This window comes from Cytobacillus solani (genome assembly GCF_006704205.1).
GTDB lineage: Bacteria > Bacillota > Bacilli > Bacillales > Cytobacillaceae > Cytobacillus > Cytobacillus solani.
Window position 1 is genome coordinate 2437062 of sequence record NZ_CP041305.1, and the last position, 15136, is coordinate 2452197.

The window sequence follows — 15136 nt, forward strand, 5'->3', positions numbered from 1 at the left end:
TTTTTGTAATGCTGGGTTTTCAATTACGTATTTTCTCCTCTTTTTGTATGATTTTGATAAAAGTAAGAGGGAGATTTTACACTGCAAATTCCTCCTTTCTAATAAGTGGGTTTCTTCATTTTGTCTTTGCGTGTTTTTCATCGATTCTTTTCTCGATTTTTTCCATTTGAATCTTGTCCTTTAATAACTCTTCTTTGTTCTTCTTCGTTAATTCTTCAAGTGAAAATCGGATCTTTTTATTCATGTGAATTCCTCCATTATTGTATAGGTACTGACCTTGCATGTTGTGGATTGTGAGCCCTTGATGGATGCTTTTCTCCAACAATATTTATTTCAACAAGCCTAATAAAAAAGACCTTTACCACGATGGGTAAAGGTCATAAATAAAGACCTCTACCGCTTGGTAAAGGTCTGGCTAACAATTTTTAGGCTGCCAACAATGCCGAGAGCTAGTGCTCTGAAATGACGACAATGCTGTAAAAGCTACTCCCCTTTAGGAGAACAACTATTTAATTAATATTATTATATAAACGGAAGTTGAAAATGTCAAGGATAGCAGTTTTATATTTTAATTCGTGTGGCAAACTAATAGTTAATTTGTTAGAAGCTATAGTGATAGAATAGATTAAAAACAGATCAATAGGGATAAGGAGAAAGCTGTTATATGTCTACTTTAAAAGTTAGCCGGAATGAACCATGTCCGTGCGGAAGCGGGAAGAAGTATAAAAAATGCTGTGGGAGCAAGGATACGGTTCTTATTACAGATGTGATTGATCATGAAGTGTTAGAGCTGCATAAGGAAGCGGAAATTTTTGCGATCCAACAGTTTGGTGATGAAATAGCGAATGATTTTGAAGACTTGCTTCATTCGCTGGAGGATGCAGATGCTGGAGATGCGGATTTCTATGAATTTTTGCACCCTTTTTGGTTTCTAGTATTTGAACCGATGGAAGATGGCAAAACCATTATGCAGAAGTTTATTGAGCATAAACTTCGCAAAGTTTCACGCACAAGAGTGAAGGCCATTCTGGAATCTTGGCAGGAAGGCTATGCTGTTGCTGGTATAGTGAAAGAATATCATATCGATAGCCTTATAATAGAAGATACATTGACAGGAAAAGAGTACCCTGTTGTTCTATTTGAGCATTCGCGAGATTACGAGGAAGGCGTATTCGCTTTTGCAATTTTGCATCGCTATGAAGACAAATTTACTGTTTTTCCAACTCTATTTGAACTTTCTATAGAGCATACAGCCGATTTTGAAGTCTTTATTGAAAATGAATTTATGAATTCAGGATATGATAGTCCAGAGGAATTTCTAGCAGACAACTTCCTTGAAATGATGCATGAGACACCAAAGGCGGGAGTAACGCTTGATCTTCAAGGTTTTGAATGGCCAAGCGACGGAGCTAAGCAGGTAGCCGAAATGTTTGAAAAGGATATGAAAGCGGCGGGAGAACTTAGCTGGATCATCCATATAGGCGTTATGCTTTGGATGGAATATTGCAAGCAAACCAATAAAAATATTCAGAAGCCTGTAAATTATGTGGCGGCCCTTCGTTATCTCGTTACTACTTTAGCACCGACAAAAGTTGAGCTAACACAGAAACAGATCGGAGACATGTATGGATTGCCAGCTAATCGAGTATCTAGCTATTATAGTGACATTTACTTTGTTGTAGAGAATTACATAGGGGCAATGATTGAACGGGATCAGAAGAAGCAAAGCCATGCACTGGAAGCGGAATTACAAGAGGTGTTAAAAGAAATTGAAGAAAATCAGTTGGAAAGTATGGAGGAAATAAATGACTTTTTGCAAGCAAGATTAGACAGCCCTAATCCCAGAAAGAACAAGAGTCAAGGCACGAAAGAAGAGGCACAAGAGCTAATATACGCAGCCCTTGAATCTAATGGGCCAGAAAGATACAGACTAGCTCAGAAAGCCTTGGAATTAGACCCTTCCCATGCAGACGGATATACAATTTTAGCTGAACAGACTGATTCTCTGCAAACTGCTGCCCAGCTTTTTGAAAAGAGTATGCGCATTGGCCGCGATGAGCTTGGTGAAGCATTTTTTCATGAGAATAAAGGGTACTTCTGGGGGCTAATCGAAACAAGACCATTTATGCGTGCAGCAATGAATTATGCAGCATTTTTACAAAAAATTGGTGATTTAACAGCAGCAATTACTCAGTACGAGGAGCTGCTGGAATTAAATCCGGCTGACAATCAGGGTATCAGCTATATGCTATTTATTGCCTATTGTGATGATGAACAATTTCGAAAAGCTTCTGAACTCTTGAAGAGATATCCGGAAGATAGTGCACAAGATGCGTATAATCAAACATTAATCGAGATTTTATCAAATGGTTTAACAGATAAAGCCAATCAACTATTTCTTGCTGCCAAAAAGGTAAATAAGTATGTCGTTGATTTATTAACAGGTAAAAAGAAGCTCCCAGCAGACATTCCTGATTATTACAGCTTCGGTGACAAAAATGAAGCCGCAGTCTATGTGAGTGAGCATCAGCATCTTTGGAATAGAGTTCCTAAGTTGAAGGAATGGCTTAGTAACTAGACGGAGAGCATGGATGCTCTTCGTTTTTTTATGAAAAATAATGAGGTGGCCCATAAAATGAGAAAGTTGCCTATAAATTAGGTGAAGTGGCCCGTAAATCATTGAAAGTGGCCGATAAAATGAAAATCTGGCTTGTAACATGAAGATTTAACAGATGTGGTGATAAAAACTATAATCTAGGCAGGATTATTTCTATGTAAAAACGAATATTGTGTTGAACTTTAAAAAGGAGAGATCAAATTGATTGTAAAAGAACGTACAATTCCTATCAGAATCCAAAAAAATGAAGCACTTTTAAGAAGAATACCGGAAAATCATTGGAAAAGAGCTGAAATTGCATCAGATCTCGCCAAACGTTGGGCTGGTTTCAGAGGCGAACAAGCATTAGACTTTCCTTTAAGCAAGCTCCCTGAAAAAGACTATATGATATTCCACGGCATACGACTCTCGAATGGAAAACACTTCTTTCAAATCGATACTTTAATCCTCACATCCTTTTTCGCGCTCATTCTTGAAGTGAAAAACTATTCAGGAAGACTTTACTTTGATCCCTTACTTGACCAGCTTATACAAACCAACTCAAACGGGGAAATTAAAGGCTACGCCAATCCCATTGAACAAGCTCGCCAACAATGGACAGAGCTGAGAAAATGGCTGAACAAACGCAATATTTCCATTCCAATCGACTTTCTGATTATTATTAGTAAGCCCTCAACCATCATTCAAACTGCCCCCGGAAATATGAAAATGATGCAAAAAGTCCTTCACGTTCAATTTTTATTAAAGGAAATTGAAAAAATAAGATTATCTTATAAGAACGAAATCCTCACTCCAAAAGAGCTCAAGAAAATCTGCCGAATCCTATTAAAAGAGTATAAAGAAGAAATATTTGATGTTCTTCCTTTTTATAACATATCAAAAAGCGAAATAACCACTGGAGCACTTTGTGAGAAATGCCAATCTACATCCCCAATGGAAAGACACTACGGAACCTGGTTTTGCCCTAAATGCAAATCAAAGGATAAAAATGCCCACATACTTGCGGTCAATGATTATTTCCTGCTTAACAATAATTCCCCCATTTCTAACAGTCAATTTCGAGATTTCCTCCACCTTTCCTCCGCAAGTATTGCAAAAAAGTTACTCATTTCAATGGACTTGCCATTTAAAGGCCAACTTAAGGGGAGAGTCTATTTTCCAAAAGGCAAAACTTCCTCCCCACCCTCATAAGTTGTCACCCCCTAGTGAAAGTGGTAATATTAATAGGAATAATATGAGATTTCATGGGAGATTTTTACCAAAATCTTCTCCTATCCAATATAAAGGAGCGTTTTAAATGCTTGGGATTTTAAATAAGGTGTTTGATCAAAATAAACGCGAACTAAAACGACTCACAAAAATTGCAGAGCAAATTGAAGCACTTGCGGCTGATACGGAAAAATTAACGGATGATGAGTTACGCGGCAAAACAGACGAATTCAAAGCACGCTATCAAAAAGGTGAAACGTTAGATGACTTGCTTGTTGAAGCATTTGCTGTTGTGCGTGAAGGTGCAAAGCGTGTGCTTGGATTGTATCCATACCCGGTGCAATTAATGGGGGAGCTTCCCTTCATGATGGAAACATCTCCGAAATGAAAACAGGGGAAGGTAAAACGCTTACGGCGACAATGCCAGTATACTTAAATGCTATTTCTGGTAAAGGCGTTCACGTTGTTACTGTCAACGAATACCTTGCTAGCCGTGATGCTACTGAGATGGGTCAGCTGTATGAATTTTTAGGACTAACAGTTGGTTTGAACTTAAATGGACTCACAAAGGAAGAAAAGCAAGCCGCTTATGCAGCGGATATTACGTATAGCACGAACAATGAATTAGGCTTTGACTATCTTCGCGACAATATGGTTCTTTATAAAGAGCAAAAGGTTCAGCGCCCGCTTTTCTATGCGGTAATCGATGAGGTGGACTCCATTCTAATCGATGAAGCGCGGACACCGCTAATTATTTCAGGAACAGCGCAAAAGTCGACAGCCCTTTATATTCAGGCCAATGGGTTTGTTCGTACATTGAAAAAAGAAGAAGATTACACATATGACGAAAAAACAAAAGGGGTTCAGCTAACAGAAGAAGGGATGACAAAAGCGGAACGTGCTTTTGGGATTGAGAACCTTTTCGATATTTCCCATGTCACATTGAACCATCATATTACGCAAGCATTAAAGGCGCATTCAAGTATGCATCTTGATGTGGATTACGTTGTTCAAGAGGGCGAAATTGTCATCGTTGACCAATTTACTGGCCGTTTGATGAAGGGCCGCCGTTATAGTGACGGTCTGCATCAGGCAATTGAAGCAAAAGAAGGGCTAGAAATTCAAAATGAAAGCATGACCCTTGCAACAATTACATTCCAGAACTACTTCCGTATGTATGAAAAGCTGGCTGGGATGACTGGTACAGCGAAAACAGAGGAAGAGGAATTCCGCAATATTTACAATATGAATGTTATTGTCATTCCAACCAATCGTCCGATTGCCCGTGATGACCGTGCGGATTTAATTTATTCATCGATGGATGGAAAGTTCCGTGCAGTTGTTGAGGATATTGCTGAGCGCCATAAAAAAGGCCAGCCCGTACTTGTTGGTACGGTTGCGATTGAAACATCAGAGGTTATTTCAAAATATTTAACGAAAAAAGGTGTACACCATAATGTCCTAAATGCCAAGAACCATGGCCGAGAAGCAGAAATTATTCTCGATGCCGGTAAAAAAGGTGCGGTCACGATTGCAACGAACATGGCTGGCCGTGGTACAGACATTAAGCTTGGTGAGGGTGTCAAAGAATTAGGTGGACTAGCTGTAATTGGTACGGAACGCCATGAGAGCAGACGGATAGATAACCAGCTTCGCGGACGTTCAGGCCGTCAGGGAGATCCCGGGATTACGCAATTCTATCTTTCAATGGAAGATGAATTGATGCGCCGCTTCGGTTCAGATAATATGAAATCGATGATGGAGCGTCTTGGTATGGATGATTCCCAGCCAATTCAGAGTAAAATGGTTTCAAAAGCAGTTGAGTCTGCTCAGAAGCGAGTAGAAGGCAATAACTTTGATGCACGTAAACAGCTTCTTTCCTATGATGATGTTCTTCGTCAGCAGCGTGAAATCCTTTACGGACAGCGTAATGAAGTGTTGGAATCAGAAAATCTTCGCGAAATCGTTGAGAAAATGCTGATGACATCACTCGAGCGCAATGTTCATGCTTTCGCACCGGCTAACGGTGACGAGGAGGAGTGGAATCTTCCAGGTCTGATCGACTATGTGAATGGAAACCTGCTGCATGAGGGAGATATTACGGTTGATGATCTTAGAGGCAAGGATACAGAAGAGATCATTGAAGCTATTTTTGCAAAGGTTAAAGCACGCTACGATGAAAAAGAAGAGCTTCTTCAGCCTGAACAAATGCGTGAATTTGAAAAGGTTATCGTTCTTCGTGCGGTGGATACGAAGTGGATTGACCATATTGATGCAATGGATCAGCTCCGTCAGGGGATTCATCTTCGTGCATACGGACAAATCAACCCGCTTCAAGAATATCAGCAGGAAGGCTTTGCGATGTTCGAAAATATGATTGCCGCAGTCGAGGAAGATGTGGCAAAATACATCATGAAGGCTGAAATCCGCAACAATTTAGAACGTCAAGAAGTAGCAAAAGGCCAAGCGGTCAACCCGAAGGAAGATGGGGAAAAGGTGAAGAAAAAGCCAGTTGTAAAACAGCTGGATGTTGGCCGAAATGATCCATGTATTTGTGGAAGCGGCAAAAAGTATAAAAACTGCTGCGGAATTGGATAATCTAAAAGAGCCCGGCAAGCTGTTCACTGAATAGCTTTGCCGGTGTTTTTTTCTTTTTAGGTGTGATTTTATTTGTTGTAACAGTATAATAATAAATGGCTGAGTGAACACAGTATAAAAGCAGCTCAAAAATTATAAGAGGTGAAAGCATGGAATTAGCAGATATTCGGAATGAATTAGAGAAAATGGCTAAACGATTAGCGGACTTTAGGGGGTCTCTTTGACTTAGAGAACAAAGAGGCACGTATTGCGGAGCTTGATGACACAATGCTCCATCCAGGATTTTGGGATGACCAGCAAAAGGCACAAGTGGTCATTGGAGAGCTCAATGGGCTGAAGGATCAAGTTCATGAGCTTTATGATTTGAATGAAACATTTGAAAACCTTGAATTAACGTACGAGCTTGTGAAGGAAGAAGCAGACGCTGAGCTTCAAGCCGAATTAGAGGAAGAATTAAAGGATTTGGCCAAGCGTCTGAATGAGTTTGAACTGCAGCTTCTTTTAAGCGAGCCTTATGATAAAAACAATGCGATTCTTGAACTTCATCCAGGAGCTGGTGGAACTGAGTCACAAGATTGGGGCTCCATGCTTCTGCGTATGTACACGAGATGGGCAGAGAAAAAAGGCTTCAAAGTAGAAACACTTGACTATCTTCCAGGGGATGAAGCTGGGATAAAAAGCGTAACACTAGGTATTAAAGGTCATAACGCATATGGCTATTTAAAGGCAGAAAAAGGTGTACATCGCCTTGTGCGCATTTCGCCATTTGATTCTTCAGGCCGCCGTCATACGTCGTTTGTGTCATGTGAAGTGATGCCAGAATTTAATGATGAGATCGAAATTGATATCCGCACAGAAGACTTGAAAATAGATACCTACCGTGCAAGTGGTGCGGGCGGACAGCATATCAACACAACGGATTCAGCTGTTCGGATTACCCATACACCAACAGGAGTGGTCGTTACTTGTCAAACCGAGCGCTCGCAAATTAAAAACCGTGATCGTGCGATGAAAATGCTTCAAGCAAAGCTTTATCAACGAAAAATTGAAGAGCAGGAGCAGCAATTAGCAGAAATTCGCGGAGAACAAAAAGAAATCGGCTGGGGCAGCCAAATCCGTTCCTACGTTTTCCATCCGTATTCCATGGTGAAGGATCACCGGACGAGCACAGAAAGTGGAAACACACAAGCGGTTATGGACGGAGAACTTGATCCGTTTATTGATGCATACCTTCGTTCAAAATTAAGCTAAGTATGAGAAATAAAAGCCTTTACTCGGTCTTATAGATCGGCAAAGGCTTTTTTTTATTGTAAATAACGGTGTTTGCCAGTTTAAGTTGAGGGGGTACTAGACGTGGATTCTTTTCTATAGCTGATTAATTTCTGTTTTGTGAACCCCGGTTTTTTACTCAGGTGTTTAATATCAATTTTTTGTTCCAGTTTATTCATTCGATCCTATTCGAAAAGTTTCCTCGTGCTGATCAAGTTCTGTTTCTATATGCTTAAAATGACTTTTAAATTCTGTTGCATGGTTATTGACCGTTTCCTCCAAACTATAAAGGCTGTTTTCGACATTCTCAAAACGGTCATCAACATTGTCTAATCTGTTATTTCTTTATCGATGGAATCAAAACGCTTCATGGTGTCCTTGCAGATGCTGTAAAATCTCATTTAGAATTTTCTCCATACTCTCACCTTCTTTTACAACATTACACCACGGATTTGTACACACAATTCTCATCTTTGTTCATAGATAATAGCAAATATCCACAACCTAAGATTAAGCTATTTACCCCTTTAACACAGCACACTATTGGCATTTACAGTTAAATGGCTCCATGCTATACTCACTGTCGGTATATGTCGAAAGTCATGATGTTATTCGGTGAAATTCGCGGTAGTGGCTCCCACTACAAAGGAGAAGAATGATGCAAAAAAAGAAGCGAGAGATTGCCTTTCATACAAAAAGAGAAATGCTGAAAGAGTATATTTATGTACTTATTGGTGCAGCTATTGTAGCGATTACTTTCAATGTATTCTTACTGCCAAATCGAGTGGCTTCGGGCGGAGTAAGTGGGATTAGCACGATCTTAGATGCGGTTGTTGGGTGGGAGCCTGCGTATGTGCAGTGGGCCTTTAATATCCCTCTCTTTATTGCTGGGGTTGTCTTCCTTGGCAAGCAGTTTGGAGCTAAAACATTGGTTGGAACCATATTTTTGCCGTTTGTTGTTTTTCTAACAAAGGATTTTGAAGCGTGGACAAATGATCCTTTGCTTGCTTCATTATTCGGCGGAATCGGTGTCGGTCTTGGCCTTGGTGTTGTTTTTAGGGGAAGGGCCTCAACGGGTGGAACAGACCTTGCAGCACAAATTATTAACAAATATACTGGACTCTCGTTAGGTACATGTGTGGCGATTATTGATGGACTTATCGTACTTACTGCAGCCATTGTGTTCGATATCGAAAGAGGACTATATGCCTTACTTGCCTTGTTTGTTACTAGCAAAACAATCGATCTCGTTCAAGTAGGCTTTGGCAGAACAAAAATGACAATGATAATAACAGAAAAACAAGCGGAAGTTCGTGAAGGAATATTGAATAAAATTGATAGAGGTGTGACAAAACTAACAGCATACGGTGGTTATACTGATAATGAGCGTCCAATTCTCATGTGTGTCGTTGATCAAACGGAGTTCACAAAATTGAAACAATTGGTCAAAAGCATTGATCCGACTGCATTTATCATTGTTACCGATGCATCTGAGGTACTTGGAGAGGGTTTCAATCGCGCTTAATGTTGGTATAATATAACTGTGATATGTAATATTACCAGAGGGGGATTTTAAGTGAAAAAGAAGCTTCTAGCATTACTTTTAGGGTCTTCTCTAGTTCTTGCTCTTGCTGCTTGTGGCGGCGGGGATGACGACGCATCGAAAGAGAAGGACACAGGTACAACAGGCGGCGAAACAACAACAGCTGATGCTGGCGATGCCGAAAAGCTTTACAATCAAAAGTGCTCAAGCTGCCATGGCGGCAATCTTGAAGGTGGCGTAGGCCCTGCTCTTGAAAAGGCTGGTTCAACTCATTCTAAGGAAGATATTGAATCAATCATTGCTAATGGACAAGGTGCAATGCCAGCTGGATTGCTTAGCGGTGATGAAGCATCACAAGTTGCTGAATGGTTAGCTGCTAAAAAGTAATAGTAAATTATTTTTACAAGAAACGTTCTGTTTATCGCAGAACGTTTTTTCTGTTTGCTAAGATAAGAAAGTATTACTATTGAATTAAGAACTGTCTAGCGCAAGCGTCCTATCGCCTATCAAACTTCAGGTCTCCTCCCTACGAATAAGTCAACATCGGTTCGCTGACGCTAACCGTGTTTCCTTTATCGAAAGGAAGATCCCTTCCAGTTTGTACGGCGATGAACAAGGCGCTTCCGCTTTTCTTTCTTTGAAAAGAAACTGTAATAATTTTTCAGGTATTTTTAATGATTGTAGATGTTATAATGAAAGCTGAATGAAAATAAAGTTGGTTTTTATCCTTTTTTGTCTGGAAGTTGTCGTTTTTTGACGAAATAATAGATTCGCTTAAATATAATTACTTTAAATGAAAAGATATTGATTCGTGAGTCGAAACTGCGTAATCAATTTATATAAACAGAATAGATATTGGGTGTGATAGAAATGATAGAAATGAAGGATGTATTTAAGAAATATCCAAACGGAGTAGTTGCTGCAAATGGCATTGACGTATCGATCAAGGCAGGAGAGTTTGTTTATGTGGTTGGTCCGAGTGGTGCTGGTAAATCAACATTTATTAAAATGATGTATAGAGAAGAAAAACCATCTAGTGGAACAATTATGATTAATGGGATCAATCTTGCAAAATTAAAAACAAGCAAGGTTCCTCTACTTAGACGTAATATCGGCGTGGTTTTTCAGGATTTTAAATTACTTCCAACACTAACTGTCTATGAAAATGTAGCCTTTGCCCTAGAAGTAACTGAAGAACAGCCGAAGTATATAAAAAAGCAGGTCATGGAGACACTAGATCTTGTTAATTTAAAGCATAAAGCACGGATGCTGCCAACTGAATTATCGGGGGGAGAGCAGCAGCGCGTCTCGATTGCCCGCTCAATCGTGAACTCACCGAAAGTAGTAATAGCGGACGAGCCGACGGGAAATCTTGATCCTGAAACATCATGGGAAATTATGAATATTTTTGATGAAATTAATACTAGAGGAACAACAGTCCTTATGGCAACACATAATAAAGAAATTGTTAATAAAATTAAACATCGCGTGATCGCAATAGAGGGTGGAAGAATTGTCCGTGACGAGCAAAGGGGGGACTATGGCTATGAAAGCTAGAACCTTAAGCCGTCATTTAAAAGAAAGTGTAAAAAGTCTCGGAAGAAATGGCTGGATGACGTTTGCATCAGCAAGTGCGGTTACTGTCACGCTTATTTTAGTCGGGGTATTTTTCGTCATTATGATGAATCTTAACAAAGTAGCAACAACGCTTGAACAGGAAGTAGAAGTTCGTGTTCATATTGATGTAGCAGCGAATAAAGAAGATCAAAAGGCTTTGGAAAAGAAGATTCAAGGCATTTCGGAAGTCAAATCCGTTCGTTTTTCTCCAAAGGATGAGGAGCTCGATAACCTCATTGAAAGTTTTGGTGAAGAAGGAGAGGCGTATAAGCTTTTTGAGCAGGACAACCCGTTAAATGATGTATTAGTTGTGAAAACAAAAGATCCGGAAGATGTCATGAAGGTTGCCGAAAAAATAGAAAAAATGGAATATGCTGCGAAGGTGAAGTATGGACAGGGGGAAGTTGAAAAACTATTCTCTTTCCTAAATGGAGCAAGAAATGTGGGGCTTGTTCTGATTGTAGGTTTGCTGTTTACAGCTATGTTCTTAATCTCAAATACAATCAAAATCACAATCGTATCTAGAAGAAGAGAAATTGAGATTATGAGATTAGTAGGAGCGACAAACGGGTTCATTCGTTGGCCGTTCTTCCTTGAAGGCTTATGGCTTGGCGTACTTGGGTCCATTCTGCCAATCACGCTTATTGCCATATCGTATAACTATGTTTATGACTATCTGGCACCGAAACTGCAAGGAAACTTTATGGAGATCCTTGAGTTTAGTCCATTCGTATATCAGGTTTCTGGATTATTACTCCTTATGGGCGCATTAATTGGTGTCTGGGGCAGTATGATGTCCGTACGTAAATTTCTAAAAATATAAAAAAAAAGGAAGGAGCTAAGCTTCTTTCTTTTTTTTGTACGAAAAAATATGAAATGCTAGATAAAACCGAAGACTTGCTAGATAAATTGAAAAATCTGCTAGATAAAATCAAAGACTTACTCGATAACTTTAATGAAATACTAGATAAAACCGCCAACCAGCTAAAATAACTTAAATCTCCCCAAACAAACATCTCTATAGCAAAAAAAATCTCATAACCCGTCCCATTTTTTCATATATTGAATTAGCATCCCTAAAAAAGGTGAATCAGGCAAATTGTAGAAGGATTAAAAATCGGTATACATCGAAGGAAAGGAAGATGGGGATGAACAGAAAGTGGATTGTGCTGCTTATGACGGGATCTCTCTTGACGGGAGCGGGTGGTACATATGCTGGAATGCAATGGGTAAATAAAAGTAACCCTAAGGTAAGCGTTGAAAATCAAACAGCCCCTACAGCGGAAGGCAAAACCCCCATTTCTGCAGGGGATTTAGAGAAGGTAGAAAAGGCCTATCATTTAATATTAAATAGCTATGTTGAAAAAGTGGAGGAGGAGCAGCTGGTAGAAGGTGCCATTCAAGGAATGCTTTCCACGCTCTCAGACAAATATTCAGTGTATATGGACAAGGAAACGGTGGAACAATTCAACGAGTCACTTGAATCCTCTTTTGAAGGAATCGGAGCTGAAGTAAGCATGGACGATGGAAAGGTTGTCATTGTCGCTCCATTTAAGGATTCTCCAGCGGAAAAAGCGGGTCTCAAACCAAGAGATCAAATTTTAAAGATTGATGGAGAAAGTATAGATGGACTTGACTTGTTTGAGGCGACATTAAAAATTAGAGGAGAAAAAGGGACAAAAGTTAAGCTGGAAATTGCTCGTCAAGGATTGACTGATCCTCTAGTTGTTGAAGTTAAACGGGATGAGATTCCGCAAATGACTGTTTATTCCGATTTAAAAAGACAAAATGGAAAAGCGATTGGCTATATAGAGATCACCTCTTTTTCAGAGGATACAGCGGCAGAATTTGAAAAAAATCTTAGAGGTTTAGAGAAAAAAGGGCTTGAGGGGTTAGTCATTGATGTTCGTGGAAATCCAGGAGGCTATCTGGAGGCAGTTCAAGAAATTTTGAAAGGGCTTGTGACAAATGAAAAGCCAATGATTCAAATTGAACGTCGAAATGGAGAGAAAAAGAGATATTTCTCGAGCTTAACGGAAGAAAAAGACTATCCCATTGCGGTCTTAATTGATAAAGGAAGTGCATCTGCTTCTGAAATCTTAGCAGGTGCGTTAAATGAGGCGGAAGGATACCCGCTGATTGGAGAAAAAACATTTGGAAAAGGAACGGTTCAGCAACCAGTGCCAATGGGGGATGGAAGCAATATTAAGCTGACATTATTTAAGTGGCTAACACCAGATGGAAATTGGATTCACGATAAAGGGATCCAACCAACACTTAAAGTCATGCAGCCGGCCATTTTTAATACGCATCCACTGCAATTGGAAGAGACATTGATACAGGACATGAACAATGAGCAGGTAAAAAATGCACAGGAAATGCTGGATGGGCTAGGCTTTTCTCCGGGGAGAAAAGATGGCTATTTCAGTGAAGCTACTATTATTGCTGTTAAGGCATTTCAAAAGCATTCAGGTCTTAACGCCACCGGAACGATCGATCAAAAAACGGCTGCTGCATTAGAAAAGGCAATCATTGACGAAATGAAAAAAGAAGAGAATGACATCCAGCTCCAAACGGCTCTAAGATTTCTAGCCAGATAGTATTGTAGATTTTCACGCGTAGACAATAGTTTATTTAGGTATTTACAAATAATTCCGCGATCAACATATGAAATAACAGGAGGAGCAATCTTCCTGTTATTTTTATTGTGCTAAAACTGTATAGGAATTTGTCAAATTCGTGAAAAGTAGAAAAATAAGTAAATTGTTGTATTTATAGTTTTGATAATAAATTATAATTAGATATAACTAATTATAATTAGATATATTTAATTATAACTGATTATAATAGTGAACATCTTTTCTATTCATCTTGGTTATTTTAACCATTTTGCTAGATTACTATGGGAGGGTCTTTTATGTGGGAGTTATATGACAAACTAATCGCGGAAATAAGCGAGGAAGAAAGGGTTGAGGAAGTAATTGCAGGGCTTTCTTGGACTGCTACGCGTTCGAAGGCGATGGGATTAGCAATGAGCTTCCCTCGTCCTTTGGAATTATCACAATTGCCAGGGACATGCATGGGACAATCAGTGAAGAGCTTAGCTGAAAGAATAAAATCTTGGAATTCCTTGGAGGCTGCTATCGGTTTAAGTGCAATCAATTCTGTCAGGAATTGCCGTGAAACCATTGCCGACATGGAAAATAAGGGATATAAGCAATTGCAATCTGGCAGTGCGTTTGATCTCTTCGCGGACAAAATAAGAGGGAAAAAAGTGGCTGTGATAGGACACTTTCCCGATGTTTGTGAGTTGTCGAAGCATTGTCAGCTTTCAGTGTTGGAGCGGAATCCGCAAATGGGGGATCTACCTGATCCTGCAGCAGAATATATTCTATCCGAACAAGATTATGTGTTTATGACATCTTCAACTCTTATTAATAAAACAACACCTCGATTACTGGAGCTTTCAAAAAATGCTGTGACCATTATGTTAGGACCCAGCACACCATTTTCAACAGCTCTATTTGAGATGGGGGTTGATATAATTAGTGGTTTAGTTGTTGAGGAAGAGGACTTTGTTCTCCGCTGTATTAAGGAAGGCGGAGGGGTGCGCAGCTTCCGAAATGCTGTTCAATACATAAACATTTCAAAAAGCGATGGAAGAATATTTTGACTATAAGGTGTGTGGCGAAATGAAAACCGTTAATGAATTAATAGAAGCAGCTGCAAGTTACCATGGACACCTTTGTGCCGGTCAAATTCTTGGAGTCAGAATGGGGATGGCGGGATTAAAATGGTTAGGCATGGAGGATTTACATAAGAATAAGAGTCTAATTGTTTATGTTGAAACAGACCGATGTGCGGCAGATGCCATTCAAACGGTAACAGGCTGTAAATTAGGAAAAAGAACGTTAAAGCACATAGATTATGGCAAGATGGCAGCGACCTTTTTAGATATTAACAAAAACAAAGCAGTAAGAATATTCGTACCTGCTAATGTTCGTGAGCTTGCAAAGAAATATGTTAATAATAGAGATAACCCATATTTAGAAGCATATAAGATGATGCCAGATAACGAGTTATTAGCATTTGAAGAGGTCGTTGTAGATTTTCGTCCAGAGGATCTGCCGGGAAAGCCGTTGAGGAGAATTATTTGTGATAAGTGTGGAGAAGAAGTGAATGATGGGCGTGAGGTGGCCGTTGATTTAAAAGTATATTGTAAACCTTGCTACTCAAAACCCTATTATCAGGTTATTCGCCGCTGAGGATAAACTAGGAGGCAG

11 protein-coding genes and 1 pseudogene are annotated in these 15136 nt (G+C 39.6%); 11 read left to right on the plus strand and 1 reads right to left on the minus strand.

Features of this window, described 5'->3' with window-relative positions; genetic code table 11:
• Positions 1 to 115 precede the first annotated feature (115 nt).
• Positions 116 to 244, minus strand: coding sequence for an FbpB family small basic protein (locus FI644_RS12265; protein WP_075209241.1), 129 nt, complete (start codon positions 242 to 244; stop codon positions 116 to 118).
• A 420-nt stretch (positions 245 to 664) separates the two neighbouring features.
• On the opposite strand from FI644_RS12265, the gene FI644_RS26300 reads away from it, so the two are divergent.
• From FI644_RS26300 to FI644_RS12320, 11 genes and pseudogenes are all read left to right on the plus strand, one after another.
• A complete protein-coding gene (locus FI644_RS26300; RefSeq protein ID WP_181758196.1) occupies positions 665 to 2578 on the plus strand; it encodes an SEC-C metal-binding domain-containing protein in 1914 nt (637 codons plus the stop codon).
• Between the two features lie 240 nt (positions 2579 to 2818).
• A complete protein-coding gene (locus tag FI644_RS12275) occupies positions 2819 to 3808 on the plus strand; it encodes a nuclease-related domain-containing protein (RefSeq protein ID WP_053478764.1) in 990 nt (329 codons plus the stop codon).
• 106 nt (positions 3809 to 3914) lie between these two features.
• Positions 3915 to 6424: pseudogene (gene secA, locus FI644_RS12280) on the plus strand (preprotein translocase subunit SecA).
• Between the two features lie 149 nt (positions 6425 to 6573).
• Positions 6574 to 7675 (plus strand): peptide chain release factor 2 gene (gene prfB / locus FI644_RS12285; protein ID WP_142108409.1). Its coding sequence is split into 2 segments (ribosomal slippage): positions 6574 to 6645 and positions 6647 to 7675, totalling 1101 coding nucleotides; the frame shifts between segments, so codons are not numbered across the junction.
• 676 nt (positions 7676 to 8351) lie between these two features.
• Positions 8352 to 9218: a YitT family protein gene (locus FI644_RS12290; protein WP_056686518.1), complete on the plus strand. Its 867-nt coding sequence runs from the start codon at positions 8352 to 8354 to the stop codon at positions 9216 to 9218.
• A 51-nt stretch (positions 9219 to 9269) separates the two neighbouring features.
• Positions 9270 to 9623 (plus strand): cytochrome c551, encoded by a 354-nt coding sequence (cccB, locus tag FI644_RS12295; protein WP_056686515.1) that lies wholly within the window; start codon positions 9270 to 9272, stop codon positions 9621 to 9623.
• A gap of 483 nt (positions 9624 to 10106) precedes the next feature.
• Positions 10107 to 10793 carry a cell division ATP-binding protein FtsE gene (ftsE, locus tag FI644_RS12300; protein ID WP_053478769.1) on the plus strand — a complete coding sequence of 229 codons (687 nt, stop codon included), beginning with the start codon at positions 10107 to 10109 and terminating at the stop codon, positions 10791 to 10793.
• Positions 10783 to 11676: a permease-like cell division protein FtsX gene (ftsX, locus tag FI644_RS12305; protein ID WP_053478770.1), complete on the plus strand. Its 894-nt coding sequence runs from the start codon at positions 10783 to 10785 to the stop codon at positions 11674 to 11676. The genes ftsE and ftsX overlap by 11 nt, the downstream gene beginning before the upstream one ends.
• 325 nt (positions 11677 to 12001) lie before the next feature.
• Positions 12002 to 13453 (plus strand): S41 family peptidase, encoded by a 1452-nt coding sequence (locus tag FI644_RS12310; RefSeq protein WP_142108410.1) that lies wholly within the window; start codon positions 12002 to 12004, stop codon positions 13451 to 13453.
• 317 nt (positions 13454 to 13770) lie between these two features.
• Complete coding sequence (locus FI644_RS12315; RefSeq protein ID WP_053478772.1) at positions 13771 to 14526, plus strand: DUF364 domain-containing protein; 756 nt, start codon at positions 13771 to 13773, stop codon at positions 14524 to 14526.
• A gap of 19 nt (positions 14527 to 14545) precedes the next feature.
• Positions 14546 to 15118, plus strand: a complete 573-nt coding sequence (locus FI644_RS12320) for an FmdE family protein (RefSeq protein WP_053478773.1) — start codon at positions 14546 to 14548, stop codon at positions 15116 to 15118.
• The last annotated feature ends 18 nt before the right edge of the window (positions 15119 to 15136 follow it).

What these genes read in the sequence shown, in the direction of transcription:
- FI644_RS12265 (WP_075209241.1), bottom strand. Translation starts at nt 244, where the DNA reads ATGAATAAAAAGATCCGATTTTCACTTGAAGAATTAACGAAGAAGAAC.
- FI644_RS26300 (WP_181758196.1), top strand. Translation starts at nt 665, where the DNA reads ATGTCTACTTTAAAAGTTAGCCGGAATGAACCATGTCCGTGCGGAAGC.
- FI644_RS12290 (WP_056686518.1), top strand. Translation starts at nt 8,352, where the DNA reads ATGCAAAAAAAGAAGCGAGAGATTGCCTTTCATACAAAAAGAGAAATG.
- ftsE (WP_053478769.1), top strand. Translation starts at nt 10,107, where the DNA reads ATGATAGAAATGAAGGATGTATTTAAGAAATATCCAAACGGAGTAGTT.
- ftsX (WP_053478770.1), top strand. Translation starts at nt 10,783, where the DNA reads ATGAAAGCTAGAACCTTAAGCCGTCATTTAAAAGAAAGTGTAAAAAGT.
- FI644_RS12310 (WP_142108410.1), top strand. Translation starts at nt 12,002, where the DNA reads ATGAACAGAAAGTGGATTGTGCTGCTTATGACGGGATCTCTCTTGACG.
- FI644_RS12315 (WP_053478772.1), top strand. Translation starts at nt 13,771, where the DNA reads ATGTGGGAGTTATATGACAAACTAATCGCGGAAATAAGCGAGGAAGAA.
- FI644_RS12320 (WP_053478773.1), top strand. Translation starts at nt 14,546, where the DNA reads ATGAAAACCGTTAATGAATTAATAGAAGCAGCTGCAAGTTACCATGGA.